This is a genomic window from Nocardia wallacei (genome assembly GCF_014466955.1).
Lineage (GTDB): Bacteria > Actinomycetota > Actinomycetes > Mycobacteriales > Mycobacteriaceae > Nocardia > Nocardia wallacei.
Genome location: NZ_AP023396.1, coordinates 4,144,082 through 4,166,286 on the forward strand (window position 1 = coordinate 4,144,082; position 22,205 = coordinate 4,166,286).

The window sequence follows — 22,205 nt, forward strand, 5'->3', positions numbered from 1 at the left end:
CGTCACTCACCACCAGTCGTTCGGCGCGGCCCGGAGAGGACGTGGCGGACCAGCGCTCCGGCGTCCATGCTGTCGAACTCCGTGGTCCCGGAATCGGTTTCGAGCGGCACATCGGCCGCGGTCCCGCTGTCGCCGGTCTCCGGGTGCCCGAGGCCGAGTTCGGTGACGAGGTGATCGGCCAGTTGCTCGGGCGTGGGGTGGTCGAAGACGAGCGTGACCGGCAGCGGCAGCCCGGTCTCGGACCGGATGCGTTCGCGGAACTCCATGGCGCTGAGCGAGTCGAATCCCAGATCCTGGAAGGTCGACTGCACCGGTACCTCAGCGCTCGAGCGGTAGGACAGCACCGCGGCGACGACGCCGCGCACCAGTTCCCGCAACTCGTGCCGTCGCCGCGCGGTGGTGAGCGGCCGGAGTCGCTCGCGCAGGGCCGCTTCCCGGTCCGGCGCGGCGGCGACCGCGCGGGGCGGGGCGGACGCGAGACCGCGCAGCTGCGCCGGGAGTTCGCCGGTCCGCGTCCGCAGGGTGGCCCGGTCGACCGCCATGGGAACGACGACCGGCGCGTCGGCCGCCAGTGCGGCGTCGAGCAGTCGCAGCCCGGCCGCCGTCGGCAGCGGCGCGATGCCCTGCCGCCGGATGCGCCGGGCCTGCTGCTCGCTCACCTCGGCGCCCATGCGGGCGTCCGCCCACGGACCCCACGCGAGCGAGGTCGCGGCGAGCCCGTGCGCACGGCGGTGCGCGGCGAGTGCGTCGAGGAAGACATTGGCCGCCGCATAGCCGCCCTGGCCACCGGCGAGGATCAGTCCGCCGACGGAGGAGAACAGCACGAACAGCGCCAGGTCGCGGTCGCGGGTCAGTTCGTGCAGATGCCAGGCCCCGTCGGCCTTCGAGCGCAGCGTGGTGTCCAGCCGGTCGGCGGTGAGCCCCGCGACGATGCCGGTGTCGAAAACACCTGCGGCGTGGATGATTCCGGTGAGCGGGCGGTCGCCGGGAATGTCGGCCAGGACTCGGCCGAGCGCGTCCCGGTCCGCGACGTCGCAGGAGACGATGCGGACGCGGGCGCCCATGCCGGTCAGCTCGGCGGCCAATTCTCCGGCGCCCGGGGCGGATTCGCCGCGGCGGCCGACCAGCACGAGGCTGCGCGCGCCGTGGGCCTCGACCAGGTGGCGGGCGGCGAGCGCGCCCAGAACCCCGGTGCCGCCGGTGATCAGCACGGTGCCCGCGCGGAGCGGCTCGGCCGGAAGTGGCCGCGCGGCGGTGTTTTCGGTGCCCGGCAGCACCGACAGCCGCGGCGCCCACATCTGGCCGTCGCGCGCGATCAGCTCCGGTTCGCCGGTGGCCGCGAGCCGGGCGGGGTCGACGGTATCGTCGGTGTCCGCCAGCATGATCCGGCCCGGATGTTCGGCCTGGGCCGATCGCACCAGGCCCCACACCGGCGCGGCGGCGAGATCGTGGATGTCCTCGCCGGGCCGCGCGACCGCGCCGCGGGTGACCACCAGCAGGCGGGGCGCACCAGGGTCGGCGGACCACCGCCGCACGACGTCGAGGGCCTCGGCGAGCCGATCTCGCATACCGCGCAACGGCTCCGTACCGCCGGAAGCGAACTGGACCGTGACGACATCGCCGTCCGTGGCGGGCCATTCGCTCAGGTGGTGGCCGGTGGCCTCGGCTGCCGGGACGGGCTGCCAGACCGTGGTGAACAGCGCGCCCCGCACTCGGGCCGAGGCGTTCAGCTGGTCCGCTGCGACCGGTCGCCCCGTGAGGGATTCGACCGTCAGCACCGGATTGCCGGACGGGTCCACCGCCCGCAGCGACATCCGGCCGGGGCCCTGGCGGACGCCCGTGGCGCGCAGTTCGCTCGCGTGCGCGGCGTGCAGGGTCACGCCCGTCCAGACGAAGGGCAGCACCAGGTCGCCGCCTTCGAGCAGTGACGGATGCGTGGCGGCGTCGAGCAGTGCCGGGTGGACGAGATGGGCGCTCGCGCCGGTGGCCGCCGCGTCGGGCAGCGCCACCTCGGCGAAGGAGCGCTCCCCGCGCCGCCAGGCCGCGCGGACACCGCGGAAGGCCGGGCCGTAGTCGTAGCCGAGCCCGGCCAGGGCGTCGTAGGCGCCGCCGAGCTCGACCGGCGCGGCGCCGGGTGGCGGCCACGGCGCCGAATCGGGCTGTGGGACAGCCGGTGCGGTGACGGTCAAGGTTCCTTCGGCGTGCGTCGTCCAGTCGTCCGCGTCGTCGCGCCGCGCGGAGATCCGCAGCGATCGTTCGCCCGCGACGATGTCGCGCACGAGCACGTGCAGCCGCACGGCGGCATCGGGCGGGATCGGCAGCGGGGCGTGCAGGGTCAGTTCCCGGATGGTGGCGCAGCCCACCTCGTCCGCAGCGCGCAGGGCCAGTTCCACGAAGGCGGTGCCCGGCAGCAGCGCTTGCCCGAGAATCGCGTGGTCGGCCAGCCACGGGTGGGTGGCGAGGGAGATCCGTCCGGTCAGCCGGACCTCCCCGGATCCCGGTTCGTCGAGGGCCGCCGACAGCAGCGAGTGGTCGATCGGGCGCTGCCCGTGCCCGGTGGCGTCCCCGGTCGTGGGGCGGGCCTGCCAGTAGGTGCGGTGTTCGAAGGGATAGGTCGGCAGTGCCACGCCGTGGGGTCTGCGGGGGTAGAGGGCGGTCCAGTCGACGGTGTGTCCCGAGGTGTGCAGCGCGCCGAGCGCCTCCTGTACCGATCGGGGCTCGGGCCGGTCCCGCCGCAGCAGGGCGATCGTGGTGGCGGCGGGCGCGGTCTCGGTGATGTGGCCGATCAGGCCGCTGGGCGGGCCGATCTCGAGGTAGCGGGTGACCCGCCGGTCGGCGAGGGTCGCGATGCCGCGGGCGAATCGGACGGTGTCGCGGACGTGGCGTACCCAGTAGTCGGCGGTGCCGTAGTCGCCGTCGGCGAGGTCGCCGGTCAGGTTGGCGGCCAGGGGGATACGCGCGGGGGCGGGGGTGACACCGGCCAGCGCGGTGCGCAGCTCGCCGAGCACCGGGGTCATGGCGGCGGAGTGGAAGGCGTGCGACACGGTGAGCGCCCGGGTGCGGTAACCGGCTGTGGCCGCGCGCTTTTCGACTCCGCCGAGCGCGTCGTCCGGTCCCGCGACGACGGTCGCGGCGGGGCCGTTGACCGCGGCGATCTCCACCTCCTCGGTCAGCAACGGCGCCACGTCCTGCTCGGCGGCGTGGACGGCGAGCATGGACCCGCCGGGCGGCAGCGATTCCATGAGCCGGGCGCGGGCCGTGACGACGGTGGCGGCGTCGGCCAGCGTCAGCACCCCGGCGACGTGGGCGGCGGCGATCTCACCGAGGGAATGTCCGATCACGAATTCCGGTACCACGCGCCATGATTCGAGCAGCCGGAAGGTGGCCACGTGCAGCGCGAACAACGCCGTTTGAGCGTGCAGGGTGCGAGTGAGATCGTCGGGCCGCTCACCCCACGCGATGTCGCGGACCCTCAGGCCGAGCGCTTCCTCGACCTCGTCCCAGGCCGCGGCGAACACCGGGTGGGCCGCATGGAGTTGCCGTCCCATCCCGAGGCGCTGCGAGCCCTGGCCGGTGAACACGAACGCCGTCTTCCCGGCGGTGCCGGTAGCGGCGTGCGCGTCGAGATCGGCCAGGCCGTCGAGCAGTTCGGCCGTGCTGTCACCGGTGATCACCGCGCGATGCTCGAACGCCGTGCGCCGGGCCAGTGCCGCGGCGACGTCGGCGGCGTCGAGGGCGGGATTGTCGCCGAGGTGCTCGCGTAGCCGGGCGGCCTGCGCGGACAGGGCATTCCGGGTGCGGGCGGACAGCGACCACGCCACGATGGGCGGGCGCTCGGGGCGCGCCGGGCGTTCCGGGCGCGGTGGCTGTTCGAGAATGACGTGGGCGTTGGTGCCGGAGATCCCGAACGACGACACCGCCGCCCGGCGCGGACGCCCCAGATCCGGCCACGGCCGCTGCTCGGTCAGCAACCGCACATGCCCCGACGACCAATCCACATGCGGCGTCGGCGCATCCACATGCAACGTCTTCGGCAACACCCCGTGCCGCATCGCATGAATCATCTTGATCACACCGGCCACACCCGCGGCCGCCTGTGTGTGGCCCATATTCGATTTCACCGAACCGAGCCAGAGCGGCTCACCCGAGAAATCCCGCTGTCCGTACGTGGCGAGAATGGCGTCGGCCTCGATCGGGTCGCCGAGTGTGGTGCCCGTGCCGTGTCCCTCCACGACGTCTATATCGGTCACGGAAAGGCCCGCGTTCGCGAGAGCCGCGCGAATTACCTGTTGTTGCGCCGGGCCGTTGGGAGCGGTCAATCCGTTGGACGCGCCGTCCTGGTTCACGGCGGATCCTTTCACCACCGCGAATATCTCGTGGTCGTTCCGGAGGGCGTCCGAAAGCTTTTCCACGACAAGTACTCCGACGCCTTCGGACCAGACCGTGCCGTCCGCGGACGCGGAATAGGATTTGCAGCGTCCGTCCGGAGCCAACCCCCGCTGCCGCGAAAACTCCACGAACACCTCCGGCGTCGCCAACACCGTCACCCCCACCACCAACGCCAACCCACACTCCCCCGCCCGCAACGACAACCCCGCCGCATGCAACGCCACCAACGACGACGAACACGCCGTATCCACCGACACCGCCGGACCCCGCAACCCCAACACATACGCCAACCGACCCGACACCAACGACCCCGCCTGACCCACCAACCCATAATCGTGATACATCACCCCCGCAAACACACCCACACCACCACCCCGCAAACCCCACGGATCAAAACCCCCCACCTCCAACGCCTCCCACCCCACCTCCAACACCAACCGCTGCTGCGGATCCAACCCCACCGCCTCCCGCGGCGACACACCGAAAAACCCCGCATCAAACCCACCCACCCCCGCCACAAAACCCCCACACCCCACATACGACCGACCCACCACACCCGGCACCGGATCAAACACCTCACCCCACCCCCGATCCACCGGAAAACCACCCACCACATCACACCCACCCGACACCACACCCCACAAACCCTCCCCCGACACCACACCACCCGGAAAACGACAACCCACACCCACCACCGCCAACGGCTCACACCAGGCATTCTCGAGTTCGCGGTTACGCTCTCGCAGCTGGCGCAATTCGACCGCGGTGCGTTTCAGGTATCGGACGTACTTGTCGTTGTCGGTCGTCACGTCGGATCCTCTCTTTCGACGCTCAGAGTTCGCGGTCGATGATCGCGAGCAGTTCGTCGCCGGTCGCGGCCTCGATGTCGTCGTCGGTGCCGGGCCGCGCGGCGTGCTGCCATTTCGCGGTGAGGGTCTGCAGGCGGTGCAGGACCCGCGCCCGGTCGGCGGTGCGCCCGGGATCGGCGGTGTGCGACAGCGCGGTGTCGAGCCGATCCAGCAGGGCGTCGAGCGAATCCGCCGGTGCCGATGTGGTTTCGGTCAGTTCCCGGGCAAGGAGGTCGTGCAGGTAACCGCTCAGGGCCAGCGGGGTGGGCCGGTCGAAGACGAGACCGGCCGGCAGCCGCAGGCCCGTGGCGGCGCTGAGCCGGTTGCGGAATTCCACCGCGCCGAGGGAATCGAAACCGAGGTCGGTGAACGCCTGATCCGCGTCGACGGCGTCGGCCTCGGCGCGGCCCAGGACCGCCGCCGCGTGCGCGCGGACGGCCTCCAGCACGAGATCGGGCCGCTGGGCCGGTGGCGCGCCGCGCAGTCGTTCCCGCAGGTGCGCGACCGGTGTCCCGGTGGCGGCCGGGTCGGGTGGTACCGGGACGAGTCCATCGAACAGGGGCGGCAGCATCCCCGCGGTCGCCCGGGCCCGCAGGCCCGGCAGGTCCCAGCGCGCGGCGACGACGGCGCTGTGTTCGATGCGGAGTGCGGAGTCGAACAGCCGCAGCGCGTAGTCGATCGGCATCGGCGCCACGCCGGTCCGGCGCCCCCGGTCCCGGTCGGCGGTCGCAAGCCGCTCTGTCATCGCGGTGGTTTCGTCCCACAGGCCCCACGCGATCGAGGTGGCGCGCAGGCCCCGGGACCGCCGCCGGGCGGCCAGCGCGTCCAGGGCGCGGTTGGCGGCGGCGTAGGTGGCCTGTCCGGCGGTGCCGAGGATCCCGGCGACCGAGGAGAACAGCACGAAGGCAGCCAGGTCGGCGTCGGCGGTGAGCTCGTCCAGGTGCCGGGCGCCGTCCACCTTCGGCGCGAATACCCGATCGATGCGATCCGCGGACTGGGCGGCCAGGACCGCGTCGTCGAGGACACCGGCGGCGTGCACCACTCCGGTCGGCGGCGCGTCGCCCGGCACGGCGGCGAGCGCGCGGCGCAGCGCCTCCCGATCGGCGACGTCGGCGGCGGCGACCCGTACCTCGGCACCGGCGGCCGTCAGGCCGGCGACCAGGTCGGCGGCGCCCGGCGCGGCCGCGCCGCGGCGGCTGATCAGCAGTAGGGATCGCACCCCGTACTCGCGCACCAGATGCCGGGCCAGCAGCGCGCCGAGCCCGCCGGTGCCGCCGGTGACTATCACTGTGCCGGAACCGAATTCGGGCCGCGCGCCCCGGCCCTCCGGTAGCCGTCGCAGTCGCGGCACCAGCACGCCGCCGTCCCGAACCGCCGACTGCGGCTCGGCGCAGCGCGCGAGCGCGGCGGCGTCGAGGTCGGCGTCCGCCGCCAGGTCGACCAGGGCGATGCGGTCCGGATGCTCGGATTGCGCCGAGGCGACGAGCCCCCAGATCGCCGCGGCCGCCGGATCCGGTGCACCGGCGCCGACATCGACGGCCCCGCGGGTCGCGATGATCAGCCGCGTGCGTTCGTTGTGCGGGTTGCCGAGCCATGACTGCGTCAGGTGCAGTACCTCGCGAACCGCCGCTTGCTCCCGGGTATCGGAATCCCGCTGGGCCGCACCGCATTCCACGACCACGACGTCCGGCCCGTCCCCGTTGCGCCCGGACACGGCGGCGAGACCGGCCGGATCGGTGACCGCGACGATGCCGGGGTCGGCGACCGGTCCGGATTGCGCGATCCAGTGCAGGCCGTGCAGGTGCGCGGCCGTGCCCGGGACCAGTTGGGCGGCGGAAACCGGCCGGGAGCGCAGGCTTTCGATGGTGAGCACGGGTCGGCCGGACGCGTCGGCCACCGCTACCGTCACGGCGTCCGGGCCGATCGGCGAGATCCGCGCGCGCACGCGGGTGCCGCCCGGCCCGGCCGGGCGCACACCGGTCCAGGAGAAGGGCAGCAGCAGGGTGTCTCCGGTGGGGTCGGCGGTGAGCAGGACCGCGTGCAGCACGGCGTCGAGCAGCGCCGGGTGCAGCAGATAGCCGTCCGCGTCGACGGATTCGGGCAGTGCCGCCTCGACATACACCTCGCCGTCCTGCCGCCACGCGCCGCGCAGGCCGTGGAAGGCCGGGCCGTAGTCGTAGCCGCGGTCGGCCAGGGCGGAATACAGCCCCGGCGAGTCCAGTCGCCGCGCCGCCGCGGGCGGGCCGTCCGGCACGGCCGGATCGGTGACGGTCGAATCGGCCGGGGCGAGCACACCTTCGGCGTGCTGGATCCATTCGGCGTCGCCGGTGCGCGAGTAGACGGTCACGGATCGCCGCCCGTCGTCTTCGGGCGCGCCGAGCAGAACCCGGATCGGTACACCGTGCCGGTCCAGCGGCAGCGGCGCGGCCAGGGTCAGCTCCCGCAGCACCGGCAGGCCGACGGTGTGCCCGGCGCGGAGGGCGAGTTCGACGAACGCGGTACCGGGCAGCAGGGTGGCGCCGAGGACGGCGTGGTCGGCCAGCCACGAGTGGGTCCGCGGCGACAACTGCCCGGCGAGGGTCACCGCGGCGGTGTCGGGATTGTCGACCACACCCGCGAGCAGCGGGTGGTCGATAGGGCGCAGGCCGAACTCGGTGGCGTCGCCCGGGGCCGCCGTCAGCCAGTAGTTCTCGCGCTGGAAAGCGTAGGTGGGCACGGTGACCCGGCGGGCGCCGGTGCCCTCGAAGAACTTCGGCCAGTCCACGTCGTGCCCGGCCTCGAACAATCGGCCCAGGCCCGCGACGACCGCGGCCGGTTCGCCGCCGGGTGTCGGCAGTGTCGCGATCACGGCCGCGTCGTCCACGATGTCGGCGACGGCGGCCGTCAGCCCGCTGTGCGGACCGACTTCCACGAATCGCCGGGCGCCCTGGTCGCGTAGTGTCGCGATGCCGTCGCCGAATCGCACCGCGTCCCGCACGTGCCGCACCCAGTACGCGGCGCTGCCGTAGTCGTCTCCACCGGGTGCGCCGGTGCGGTTCGAGATCACCGGAATCCGCGGCGCGGCAGGCGAAATGTCCGCGACGGCCGCGGCGAAGTCGGACAGGATCGGGTCCATCGACGCCGAGTGGAACGCGTGGGACACGGTGAGCCGCTTGGTACGGCAGCCCGTGGCGGCCAGGGTCGCCGCCACCGCTTCGACGGCCTCCGCGTTCCCCGAGACAACCACCGATCGCGGGCCGTTGACCGCGGCGATCTCCGTGCCGTCGAGCAATCGCGGACGCACCGCGTCCTCGCTCGCCCGCACGGCGATCATCGCGCCGCCGCCGGGCAGCGACTGCATCAACCGGCCGCGCTCGGCCACCACGTGCGCCGCGTCGGCGAGCGACAGCACGCCCGCGACATGCGCGGCGACGATCTCGCCCACCGAATGCCCCACGACCGCGTCCGGTGTCGCGCCCCACGACTCCAGCAGCCGGAACAGGGCGACCTCGACGGCGAACAAACCCGCCTGGGCGTTCCCGGTCCGGGCGAGCAGGTCGGCGTCGGTGCCCCAGACGGTCTCGCGCAGCGGCAGCGCGAAATGTTCCTCGACGGCGTCCCAGGCGGCGGCGAACACCGGATACGCCTCGTACAGCTCGCGGCCCATGCCCGGCCACTGCGATCCCTGCCCGGGAAACACGAAGACCGTCCGGCCCGGAACCCGTTCCGCCGGTGCCACTTCGGCGGCCAGCAGTTCGGCCCGCCCTGATCCGGTGAGCACCGCACGGTGCTCGAACACCGTCCGGCGCGTCAGGGCCGCACCCACCTCGACGGCTGCCAGATCGGGTCGCTCCGTGACGAATGCGCGCAGCCGGTCGACCTGCGCCGACAGCGCCGTGCGGGTACGCGCCGACACCACCCACGGAAGGACAGGAGGCACAGGGCGTTCCGGTGGCGAATCCGCGGTGACCGGCGCCTGTTCCAGCACGACGTGGGCGTTGGTTCCCGAGATCCCGAACGACGACACCGCCGCCCGCCGCGGCCGACCCGCATCCGGCCACGACCGCCCCTCGATCAGCAAACCCACATGACCCGCCGACCAATCCACATGCGGCGACGGCTCATCCACATGCAACGTCCTCGGCAACACCCCGTACCGCATGGCCTGCACCATCTTGATCACCCCCGCCACACCCGCCGCAGCCTGCGCATGACCCATATTCGATTTGATCGAACCCAGCCACAGCGGCTCACCCGAAACATCACGCTGCCCATAGGTCGCCAGCACCGCCTGCGCCTCGATCGGATCACCGAGAGTCGTTCCCGTGCCATGCGCTTCGACGGCGTCGACATCGCCCACCGACAAACCCGCGTTCGCCAGCGCCGCCCGAATCACCCGCTGCTGCGACGGACCGTTCGGCGCGGTCAGCCCATTCGACGCACCATCCTGATTCACCGCCGACCCCTTCACCACCGCCAAAACCTCGTGCCCGTGGCGCACCGCATCCGAAAGACGCTCCACCACAAGCACCCCCACACCCTCAGCCCACCCCGTCCCATCGGCCGCAGCCGCGAACGATTTACACCGCCCATCCCCCGACAAACCGCCTTGCAACGAGAACTCCACGAACACCGCGGGCGACGCCATCACCGTCACCCCGCCCACCAGCGCCAGCGAACACTCCCCCGCCCGCAACGACAACCCCGCCTGATGCAACGCCACCAACGACGACGAACACGCCGTATCCACCGTCACCGCAGGCCCCTCCAAACCCAGCACATACGACACCCGACCCGACGCGACACTGGCCGCGATGGCCGGGATGCCGTAGCCGGTCGCGCCGTAGCCTTGCGGCGAGGCCACCCCCGCGAACACGCCGGTCGCGCTGCCCCGCAACGCTTCCGGGTCGATTCCGGCGTTCTCGAGCGCCTCCCAGGTGACCTCGAGCAGCAGCCGCTGCTGCGGGTCCATTCCGAGCGCCTCGCGCGGTGTGATGCCGAAGAACCCCGCGTCGAAGCTCCCGGCGTCATGGAGGAATCCGCCCTCGCGCACGTAGGTCTTCCCGGCCACACCGGGTTCCGGGTCGTACAGCCGCCCGAGGTCCCAGCCCCGGTTGTCCGGGAACTCGCCCAGCACGTCGCGCCCGCCCAGGACGATGTCCCACAGCTCGTCCGGCGACGCCGCGCCGGGGTATCGGCACGCCATCCCGACGATGGCCAGGGGTTCCGCGCTCGCGGCGGCGGCCGGGTGCACATGCTGCGGCGAGCCGCTGCCGGTCAGTTCACCGACCAGGTAGCGGGTCAGCAGGCGCGGGGTCGGGTAGTCGAAGACGGCGCTCGCGGGCACTCGGACCCCGGTGGCCGCGCCGATCTGGTCACGGAAGGCGACCGCGTCCAGCGAGTCGAATCCGAGGTCCTTGAAGGCGTGTGCCGGCTCGACCCGCTGGGCGTCGGTGTGGCCGAGTACCGCGGCCGCCCGGGACCGCACGAGTTCGAGCACACGCTCGTATCGCTGTGTCTCGCCGAGTCCCGCGAGTTCCCGCGACAGCGCACCCGGCGCCGGGGCGTGCGCGGCGGTAACCCGTTGGGCGGGCGCGAGTTCGGCGAAGATGGGTGGCAAGGTGCCCGCGGCGGCGAGGGAGCGTAGTTCCGGCAGATCCCATCGTCCGGCGAGCACCGCGCTCGCCTCGGTGCTCAGCGCGCGGTCGAACAGAGCCAAGGCGTGGTCGTGGGTCATGGCCGCGACTCCGGCGCGCCGCAGCCGATGCAGATCCGTCCCGGCGAGATGACCGGTCATGCCGGTGCCCTCGGCCCACAGCCCCCACGCGATCGAGGTTGCGACGGCGCCGCGGGCGCGCCGGTAGGAGGCCAGCGCGTCCAGAAAGCTGTTCGCCGCGGCGTAATTGGCCTGACCGGCCGCACCGAGGGTGCCGGCGACCGACGAGAACAGGACGAAGGCGGCCAGGTCGGCGCCCGCGGTGAGTTCGTGCAGATGCCAGGCCCCATCCACCTTGGGCGCGAACACCGTGTCGACCCCGTGCGCGGTCTGGTCGGGCAGCACGGCGTCCGCGAGCACACCGGCGGCGTGGACGACACCGACCACCGGCGCGTCCGGGGGCACCGCCGCGAGCGCGGCGCGCAGCGCCTCCCGATCCGCGACGTCGGCCGCCACGATGCGGACGTGGGCGCCCGCGGCGGTCAGGTCGGCGGCGAGGTCGGCCGCGCCGGGTGCGTCGGCGCCGCGGCGGCCGAGCAGCAGCAGGGATCGCACACCGTGCTCGCCGACCAGGTGCCGGGCCAGCACCGCACCCAGCCCGCCGGTGCCGCCCGTGATCACCACGGTGCCCGAATCCAGCCGCACGGCAAAGGGATCCGCGGACGAGTCGGCGGCATCGGCCTCGCGTACGCCGATCCGGGGGACATAGACGCGCCCGCCTCGGACCGCGAGCCGGTCGTCACGCGCGGCGAGGTAGGTGGCGGGATCGGTCGGTTCGTCGGTGTCCACGAGCAGGATTCGGTCGCGATATTCGGTCTGCGCCGAACTCACCAGGCCCCAGACGGCCGCGGCCGCCAGGTCCTCGGCCGGTGCGCCGGGCGTGGCCACCGCGCCGCGGGTCTCGACGACGAGGCGGCTGTTCAGCAGGCGGTCGTCGGCGAGCCACTCGCGCAGCATGTCGAGCATTCGGTGGGTGACGGTGTGGACGTCCCGGAGCAGGTCGTCCTCGTCGACGTCCGCGGCGCTCGGGCAGCGGACCACCAGCACCTCGGGGAGGGGATCGTCGGCGATCGCACCCGCGAAGTCCGCGAGGTCGACGACTCGGACATTTCCGTCGAGATGCCGAGTACCGCTGTCCGCCGACTCCTGCCACGACACCTCGTGCAGTGGATACGCCGTGTCCCCGGTTCGCAGTTGCTCGGCGGACAGGGGCCGGGTGCGCAGGGTGGCGGTGAACACGGGCTGCCCGGCCGGGTCCGCGAGCCGGATGCGATAGGTGTCGCTGCCGGTGGTGACGATGACCGCCCGGACGCGGGTGGCGCCGGTGGCGTGCAGGACCGCGCCCGTCCACAGGTACGGCAGCGGCGTCGCGCCGTGCTCGGTGGCCTCGGGCAAGACGGCGTGCAGTACGGCGTCGAGCAATGCCGGATGGATGCCGTAACCGCCGGCTTCGACACCCTCCGGCAGCGTGACCTCGGCGTAGGTGTGATCACCCGCGCGCCGGACCTGTTGCAGCCCTTGGAAACTCGGTCCGTAGTGATAGCCGCGGGACTCCAGGAGGCCGTACGGGTCGTCGCGGTGGACGGGTTCGGCGTGCGGCGGCCGAGAGTCGTCCTCGGGGAGGGTCTCGGCGTACTCCCGCGCGAGCAGCCCTTCGGCGTGCAGTTGCCAGGGCGCGGGCTCCGCGGCATCCGGTCGCGCGTAGATGCGCACCGGTCGCCGCCTGTCGGGATGCTCGCTGCCGACCATCACGTGCAGTTGCCTCGCACCCCGGTCCAGTGGCAGCGGCACGAGCAGGCTCAGCTCGTCGACGACCGGCGTGCCGATCTCGTCACCGGCCCGGACCGCCAGATCCACGAAGGCCGCGCCGGGCAGCAGTGTGCGGCCGTGCACGACATGGTCGGCGAACCACGGTACGGTCGGCGACAGCCGTCCGGTGAGCCGGAGGCCGTCACCGTCGGGAGCCGGGACGACAGCGGACAGCAGGGCGTGGTCGGTGGCTTCGAGGCCCGCCGTCGTGAGGTCCGGGGTGGTCCGGGCATCGGCCGACCAGAACCGTTGGTGCTGGAACGCGTAGGTGGGCAGCGGAATTCGCCGTGCGCCGGTGTGGTCGAACAGTCGCTGCCAGGCGATGGGCACGCCCCGGGTCCAGGCGTCGGCCGCGTTGGTGAGGAGCTGCCGCCAGCTGCCGTCGTCGCGGCGCAGCGACGGCACGGTCGCCAGGCCGCGGTCGCGCACCGTCTCGTCGGTGCTCGAGTCGAACGTGTCGTGTATCGCCGCGAGCAGCACGGGGTGGGGGCTGGCCTCGATGAACACCGAGCGGCCGTGGGCGAGCAGGGCGCGGGTGGCGTCCTCGAAGCGCACGGTGGAGCGCAGGTTGCGGTACCAGTACTCCGCGTCCAGCTCGGTACCGTCCAGCACGTCGCCGGTCACCGAGGAGTAGAACGGGATGTGTCCCGCGCGGGGCCTGATATCCGACAGTGCCGCAACGAGTTCGGCTCGGATCTGTTCCATCGCGGCCGAATGGCTGGCGTAGTCCACCGGCAGCCGACGCACCTGCACGCCGTCGCGGACGCAGCCGTCGACGAACGCGTCCAGCTCGCGCACCGGGCCGGAGACCACCACCGATTGCGGGCCGTTCACCGCGGCCACACTCAGACCGGCCACCAGCCGCTCGGTCACCGCACGCTCCGCCGCACCGACCGCGACCATCCCCCCGCTACCCGCCACACCCACCAACAACCTCGACCGCCCCACCACAATCCGCGCCCCCTCCACCAACGACAACACCCCCGCCACACACCCCGCCGCCACCTCACCCTGCGAATGACCCACCACCCCCGACACCACCACACCCAACGACTCCCACACCGCCGCCAACGACACCATCACCGCCCACAACACCGGCTGCACCACATCCACCCGACCCAACAACCCCCCACCACCACCCACCACCACATCCCGCAACGACCACCCCACCAACCCCGACAACGCCACCTCACACTCACCGAAACGCTCCGCAAACACCACCGACTCCCCCAACAACACCCGACCCATCCCCACCCACTGCGAACCCTGACCCGGAAACACCAACACCACACCACCCGACACCGACGCCGGTGTCGCGTCCGCCCGCGCCAAGGCGGCGAGCAGTTCGTCGCGGTCGCGGCCGACCACCGCGGCCCGGTATTCCAGTGCCGAGCGACGGGTCAGCGACACTCCGACGTCCTCGGCGGCCAATTCCTGTCGCGCGCCGACGAATTCGCTCAGCCGGGTGATCTGTGCGGCGAGCGCGGGGCGGGTGCGGGCGGAGACGAGCCACGGGATCACCGGCAGCGGTGCGCGCGCCGCGGTCTCGGCCGATTCGGTTCGAGGGGCCTGCTCGAGGATGACGTGGGCGTTGGTTCCCGAGATCCCGAACGACGACACCGCCGCCCGGCGCGGACGCCCCAAATCCGGCCACGACTGCCGCTCGGTCAACAAACCCACATGACCGGCCGCCCAATCCACATGCGGCGACGGCTCGTCCACGTGCAGAGTCTTCGGCAGCACCCCGTGCCGCATGGCTTGCACCATCTTGATCACGCCTGCCACACCGGCCGCGGCCTGGGCGTGGCCCATGTTCGATTTGATCGAACCCAGCCATAGCGGTTCACCCGAGGCGTCACGTTGTCCGTAGGTGGCCACGATCGCTTGCGCCTCGATCGGATCACCGAGAGTCGTTCCCGTGCCGTGGGCTTCGACGGCGTCGACATCGCCCACCGACAAACCCGCGTTCGCCAGGGCCGCACGGATGACGCGCTGCTGCGACGGACCGTTCGGCGCGGTGAGGCCGTTCGACGCACCGTCCTGGTTGACCGCCGACCCCTTCACCACCGCCAAGATCTCGTGCCCGTTGCGCACAGCGTCCGAAAGACGCTCCACCACCAGCATTCCCGCGCCTTCGGCCCAGCCGGTGCCGTCGGCCGCCGCCGCGAACGATTTGCAGCGGCCGTCCGCGGACAGTCCACGCTGCGCGGAGAACTCCACGAATACGGCGGGTGACGCCATCACGGTCACCCCGCCCACCAGCGCCAGCGAGCACTCCCCCGCCCGCAACGACAACCCCGCCTGATGCAACGCCACCAACGACGACGAACACGCCGTATCCACCGTCACCGCAGGCCCCTCCAAACCCAGCACATACGACACCCGCCCCGACGCGATGGACCCTTTGCCGTCACCGGCCGGATAGTCGTGGTACATGAGGCCGGTGAACACGCCGGTGTCGCTGCCGTGCAAGGACTTCGGGTCGATGCCCGCGGATTCCAGTGCCTCCCAGGCGACCTCGAGCAGCAGCCGCTGCTGGGGGTCGGTCTGCGCGGCCTCGCGCGGGCCGATTCCGAAGAAGGCCGCGTCGAATTCGGCGGCGCCGTCGAGGAATCCGCCGAATCGGGTGGACGATTTACCGGCCACGCCGGGTTGCGGGTCGTACAGCCGCTCGAGGTCCCAGCCTCGGTCGGCCGGGAAGTCGGTCACCACGTCGCGGCCCGCGGCGACCATCTGCCACAGGTCGTCCGGCGACGCGACGCCACCGGGGAACCGGCAGCCCATACCCACCACGGCCAGCGGCTCGTCCGTCCCGGTTGCGACGGTGGGACGCCGGGGCGCGGGCGACTCGTCGCCGCTGAGTTCGGCGAGCAGGAACCGGGTGAGGGCGCGTGGCGTCGGGTGGTCGAAGACCACGGTCGACGGCAGCGCCAAACCCGTTGCCGCGCCCAACCCGTTGCGGAAGCGCACCGCGGCCAGGGAGTCGAACCCGAGGTCTCGGAACGCCTGGCCCGCATCGATCGCGGCGGGGCCGCTGTGTCCCAGGACGGCGGCGGCCTGACCGCGGCAGAGGCCGAGCACGGTCTCGAACCGCTGCTCCGCGTCGAGATTCCGGAGCCGCTCGCGCAGGCTCGTCGCGGGCGCATCGGCGGCGGCTGCCCGGCGGTTCGGTATCAGCGCCGAAAACACCGGTGGCAGCGTGCCTTCCGCGGCCCGCGCGCGCAGGGCGGCGGTGTCGAGACGCGCGGCCACGGCCAGCGGGGCGTCCGCGGCCAGGGCTTCGTCCAGCAGGCGCAGCGCCTGCCCGGTCGACAGCCGCCCGATCGCCGATGCGCCCGCCGCGGTGTCCGTCAGGTGTCCGGTCATCGCGGTCGCCTCGTCCCACAGCCCCCACGCGACGGCCACGCCCGCCAGCCCGAGACTGCGCCGGTACGCGATCAGTCCGTCGAGAAACCTGTTGGCGGCCGCATAGTTGGCCTGCCCCGCACCGCCCAGCACACCCGCTGTGGACGAGAACACGACGAAGGCCGACAGCTCCTTGTCCGCGGTCAATTCGTGCAGATGCCACGCCCCATCCACCTTGGGCGCCAGCACATCGGCCAGCCGCTCCGCGGTAAGCGCCTGCACCACACCGTCATCGAGCACACCGGCCAGGTGCACGACCGCGGACAACCGCAACGGCTCGACCACCCCCGCCAACGCGGCCCGATCCGTCACATCACACCCGGCGACCTCCACCGAGGCCCCCAGCCCCGACAACTCCGCCACCAACTCCCCCGCCCCGGGCGCATCCACGCCACGACGGCTGAGCAATACCAGCCGCCGCACGCCATACCGACGCACCAGATGCCGGGCGACAATGGCACCCAAACCACCGGTCCCCCCGGTGATCAGTACCGCCCCGCCCAGCAGCGCGGGTGTCCCGAAGACGGACATGCGCGCGGGAGCAGCCGCGGATTCGAGCGCCGGCGTGTGTTCCGACGCGGAAGCTGGCACGCCCGCGGGCAGGGAGCGAGGAGCGGACGTAGGGCCGGATGTGGGCCCGGACCGGGACTCCGAGGGGGAAGGGGGCTCGGGAGTGGGAAGGGAGGAGGGCGTCGAGGGGGACGCGGAAGTGGGCGCAGGGCACGAAACGGGAGATCGGGCGGGGGCTGCGGCTGGGAGGGGGCGTAAGCGGGGGACCCAGGTGCGGGCTTGGCGGATCGCTATCTCGGGTTCGCCGGATTCGGTGAGCGCGGTCAGTCGGGTGGGTGGGAGGTCGGTGGGGCTGTCGAGGAGGACTATGCGATTCGGGTGTTCGGATTGGGCCGCGTGCACCAGGCCCCACACCGCGGCGGCTGCGGGGTCGGTGGGCTCGCCGCCGGTGACGTCGACCGCGTTGCTGGTTGTCACCAGGAGGCGGGCGCGCTCGAGGCGCGGGTCGTCGAGCCAGCCCTGCAGGGCCGCCAGCACGGTGGTGGTCGCGGCACGGGTCTTCTCGACCGGATCGGCGCCCGAGGGCGTGCAGCGCAGCACGACTATGTCGGCGGTGGCCTGCTGGTGGTCGTGAGATCCCCACTCCGCGATCGTCCCCGGACCGGTGTCCGCCGATTCCAGTGGTATCCAGCCGAGTTCGTAGAGCGGTAGCGCATCGGGATCGCCGGACCGGAGGTGTTCGGCAGTGGTGTCGCGGGTTTCGAGTGTCCCGATGAAAACCGGCTGCCCGGCCGGGTCGGTGAGCCGGACGTCGTAGGTGCCGCCCGTGCCGATGAGGACCGCGCGGACGCGGGTGGCGCCCGTGGCGTGCAGGGTCGCGCTCGACCACCGGTACGGGAGCGGAGTGCGGTCCACCGCCTCGGTCACCAGTATCGCGTGCAGGGCCGCGTCCAGCAGGGCGGGATGGATGCCGTATCCGATGCTGTCCAGCCCTTCCGGCAGTTCGGCTTCCGCGTAGCGGCGGTCGTCGCGCCGCCATACTCGTCGCATCCCGGTGAAGTGCGGGCCGTAGTGGTATCCGCGGTCGTGCAGCGAGTCGTACGCGTTGTCGAGTGGCACGAGGTCGGCACGCGGCGGCCAGGGTCGGTCGGACCGCGGCACGGCCGCCGTGGGGCGGGCGAGCCTACCTTCTGCATGCGATTGCCAGGTGCTCGAATCGGACCCTGCCGCACGGGAATAGACGCGCACCGGCCGAGAACCCGGTGTCTCCTCCGCGCCGACGGCGACGTGCACGTCGACGGCACCCGTATCGAGCGGCAGCGGCGCGGTCAGGGTCAGTTCGTCCACGACCGGGCAGCCGACCTCGTCACCGGCCCGGATCACCAACTCCACCAAAGCCGTTCCCGGCAGCAGCGTACGGCCGAACACCACGTGATCGGCGGCCCACGACGGGTTCGTCGCGGACAGACGGCCGGTGAGCAGGATCCCGCCGTGCTCGGGGGAAGGGACGGCCGCCGCCAGCATCGGATGGTCGGCGGCGCGGATTCCTGCCGTGCCGAGCCCCGGCGCCGCCGCGGCGGCGTCGAGCCAGTACCGCTCGTGCTGAAACGGGTAGGTGGGCAAGGGAACACGTGTCGCTCCCGTGCCTTCGAACAGTGTCCGCCAATCCACCGGGAGACCGCTCGACCAGGCCGTGGCGGCATTGCCGAGCAGCTGCCGCCAGCTGCCGTCGTCGCGCCGCAGCGACGGCACGGTTACCAGGCCGCGGTCGCGCACCGTCTCGTCGGTGCTCGAGTCGAACGTGTCGTATATCGCCGCGAGCAGCACGGGATGCGGACTGACCTCCACGAAGGTCGTATAGCCCTGCGCCAGCATCGCGCGGGTGACGTCCTCGAAGCGCACGGTCGACCGCAGATTACGGAACCAGTACTCGGCGTCCAGCAGGGTGCCGTCGATCCGCTCACCGGTAACAGACGAATAGAAGTCCAGATGGCCCGACCGGGGCCGGATATCGGCCAGTGCCGCCACAAGTTCCGTCCGCACCGCGTCCATCGCCGCGGAATGGCTGGCGTAGTCCACGGGCAACCACCGCGCCGACACCCCCGCGCCCGCACACCGCTCCACGAACGCGCGCAACTCGCCCACGGGACCCGAGACCACCACCGACTCGGGACCGTTCACCGCGGCCACCCCCACGCCCTCGGACAACCACTCCCGCACCGCGCCCTCGCCCGCGCCCACCGCGACCATCCCGCCACCACCGGCCAAGCCCACCAACAACCTCGACCGCCCCACCACAATCCGCGCCCCCTCCACCAACGACAACACCCCCGCCACACACCCCGCCGCCACCTCACCCTGCGAATGACCCACCACCCCCGACACCACCACACCCAACGACTCCCACACCGCCGCCAACGACACCATCACCGCCCACAACACCGGCTGCACCACATCCACCCGACCCAACAACCCCCCACCACCACCCACCACCACATCCCGCAACGACCACCCCACCAACCCCGACAACGCCACCTCACACTCACCGAAACGCTCCGCAAACACCACCGACTCCCCCAACAACACCCGACCCATCCCCACCCACTGCGAACCCTGACCCGGAAACACCAACACCACACCACCCGACACCGACGGCCCGCCGAGCGCGGCCCGGCCCTCGGCGACCTCGCCCAGACGCGCCAGCAGGTCGTCCCGATCACTGCCCAGCACCACCGCGCGGTGCTCGAATCGGGAACGATTGCTCAGCGACCAGCCGATGTCGATCGAGTCCAATTCCGGTCGCGCGCCGAGGAATTCGCGCAGGCCGTCGGCCTGGGCGGCCAGCGCCCGCGGCGAGCGCGCCGAGAGCACCCACGGGATCACCGGCAGGCCGGCCCGGTCACCGGTGTGCGCGGCCACGGCACGCTCCGGGGCCTCCTCCACGATGACGTGCGCGTTGGTGCCGGAGATCCCGAACGACGACACGCCCGCGCGGCGCGGCCGATCCGCGCTCGGCCACGGTCGCGGCTCGGTCAGCAGCTCGACGCGCCCGGCCGCCCAGTCCACGTGCGGGGTGGGCCGGTCGACGTGCAACGTCGCGGGCAGCGTGCGGTGGCGCAGCGCCAGAAGCATTTTGATGACTCCGGCGACACCGGCCGCCGCCTGGGTGTGGCCGAGATTGGATTTGATCGAGCCCAGCCACAGCGGGCGGTCGCCGGGCCGGTCCTGCCCGTACGTCGCGAGGAGCGCCTGCGCCTCGATCGGGTCGCCGAGAGTCGTTCCCGTGCCGTGCGCTTCGACGGCGTCGACATCGCCCACCGACAAACCCGCGTTCGCCAGCGCCGCACGGATCACCCGCTGCTGCGACGGACCGTTCGGCGCGGTCAGGCCGTTCGACGCACCATCCTGATTCACCGCCGACCCTCTGATCACGCCCAGAATCTCGTGGCCGTTGCGCACGGCATCCGAAAGGCGCTCCACTACAAGCATTCCCACGCCCTCGGCCCACCCCGTCCCATCGGCGGCAGCCGCGAAGGGCTTGCACCGGCCGTCCGGCGACAGCCCTCCTTGCAGCGAGAACTCGACGAACACCTCCGGCGAGGCCATCACCGTGACCCCGCCCGCCAGCGCCAGCGAGCACTCCCCCGCCCGCAACGACAACCCCGCCTGATGCAACGCCACCAACGACGACGAACACGCCGTATCCACCGTCACCGCCGGACCCTCCAACCCCAGCACATACGACACCCGACCCGACACCACGCTGGCCGCCGTCGCGGGAATGCCGTGCCCAGAGGCCGCGTACTCCTGCGGGGACGCCACACCCACGTACACCCCGGTATCGCTGCCGCGCAGGACTTCCGGATCGAAGCCCGCGGATTCCAGTGCCTCCCAGGACACCTCGAGCAGCAGCCGCTGGCGCGGATCCATACCGGCCGCCTCGCGCGGGCTGATGCCGAAGAACGCCGCATCGAATTCCGCCGCGCCGTCGAGGAATCCGCCCGAACGGGTGTACGACCTGCCCTGTGTGCCCGGCCGCGGATCGTAGAGCCCGGCCACGTCCCAGCCGCGGTCGGCCGGGAAGTCCCCCACCACGTCCCGGCCCTCGGCCAGGACCCGCCACAGATCCTCCGGCGACGCGACGCCACCCGGATAGCGGCATGCCATGCCCACCACGGCCAGCGGCTCGGGCGCGCGGTCCAGCCGCAGCTCCCGGTTCTCCCGGCGCAAGCGCTCGACACGACGCATCGAGGCCCGCAGCGCCTCGACCAGTTCGGTGTCCGGAGTGTCAGTCATCGCATTTCCCTCGCAACGGGCGGGTCAGACGGAGATCGGCAGCGTCTCCGGCCCGCGCAGGTTCACCCGGCCGTTCCAGCGGACCTCGCCGTCCAGGCGAAGCTTGTCGAACCGCCCGACCAGGCCGCCGATCGCCAGCCGGCCCTCCATCCGGGCCAGGGCCGAACCCAGGCAGAAGCGGGAGCCCGCGCCGAACGACAGGTGCGCCCGGGCGTTCTCGCGGTCCAGGCGCAGCCGGTCGGCATCCGGGCCCCAGAACTCCTCGTCCCGGTTCGCCGAGCCGAGGCTGGTCAGAACGAAGGCACCGGCCGGGATCACGACGTCACCGGCGGGGAACGGCCGCACGGTGATTCGCCGCAGCGCCTGCGTCGGCACGTCGTAGCGCAGCACCTCGTCGATCGCGTTGTCGATCAGCCCCGGTTCGGCGCGCAGCAACGCGAGCTGATCGGGATTGCGCAGCAGCGCCAGTGTCCCGTTCGCGATGAAGTTGACCGTGTTGTGGTAGCCCGCGAGGTAGATGAGTTCGACCTGCGCGACGAGTTCGTCGTCATCGAGGACGTCACCGTCGTCCTCGGCCGCGATGAGCGCCGACATCAGGTCGTCGGCGGGGTGGCCGCGTTTCCACGCGATGACCTCCCGCACGATCCCGGCCAGTTCCTCGTCCGCCGCGGTGAGCGCGCGCGCCAGCTCGGGATCGACACCGGGCTCGAAGGAGCGCGCCAAGACCGCGGCCAGCTCCCGCACCCGGACGTGATCGGTGTCGGGCATGCCGAGCATCGCGGAGATGACCTCGAACGGCAGCGGAAAGGCCAGCGCGGCAACCAGATCGGCGGTCCCCGCGGCGGCGATCTCGTCCAGCCGGGCCTCGACCAGTGCCGCGATCCGGGTCTCGAGCGCCTGCACCGCGCGGGGGGTGAACGCCTTGGTGACCAGTTTGCGCAGCCGGGTGTGCGTCGGCGGATCGCGGTCCAGCATCGACAACCCGCCCAGCCGCGGCGTGCCCACCCGGCCGTAGAGCTGCTCGTTCATATCGCGATAGCGGCCGGGCCCCAGATTCTCCAGTTCGACGGACTGCTCGGACCGCAGCATCGCCTGCACGTCGGCGTACCGGCCGAGGAACCAGAAGCCGAGCGGGTGCTCGTGCGCGGGCGACTCGGCCCGCAGCCGCGCGTACTGCGGATAGGGGTCGTCGGTGAAACCCGGTTCGAAGGGATTGAAGACGGCCGCGGTCGTCTGGCTCATGGTCGTGCTCC

At 72.2% G+C, this 22,205-nt stretch carries 3 protein-coding genes; all 3 read right to left on the reverse strand.

Features of this window, described 5'->3' with window-relative positions:
• Window positions 1-2: 2 nt before the first annotated feature.
• The 3 genes from NWFMUON74_RS18250 to NWFMUON74_RS18315 are packed head-to-tail and all read right to left on the reverse strand — an operon-like array spanning window position 3 to window position 22,194.
• Entirely contained in the window at window positions 3-5,198 is a 5,196-nt protein-coding gene (locus NWFMUON74_RS18250) for a type I polyketide synthase (RefSeq protein ID WP_187683087.1), read from the reverse strand.
• Window positions 5,199-5,220: 22 nt separating this feature from the next.
• Window positions 5,221-20,952, reverse strand: a complete 15,732-nt coding sequence (locus tag NWFMUON74_RS35725) for a type I polyketide synthase (RefSeq protein ID WP_197986863.1) — start codon at window positions 20,950-20,952, stop codon at window positions 5,221-5,223.
• Window positions 20,953-20,976: 24 nt separating this feature from the next.
• Complete coding sequence (locus NWFMUON74_RS18315) at window positions 20,977-22,194, reverse strand: cytochrome P450 (RefSeq protein WP_187683088.1); 1,218 nt, start codon at window positions 22,192-22,194, stop codon at window positions 20,977-20,979.
• Between the last annotated feature and the right edge of the window lie 11 nt (window positions 22,195-22,205).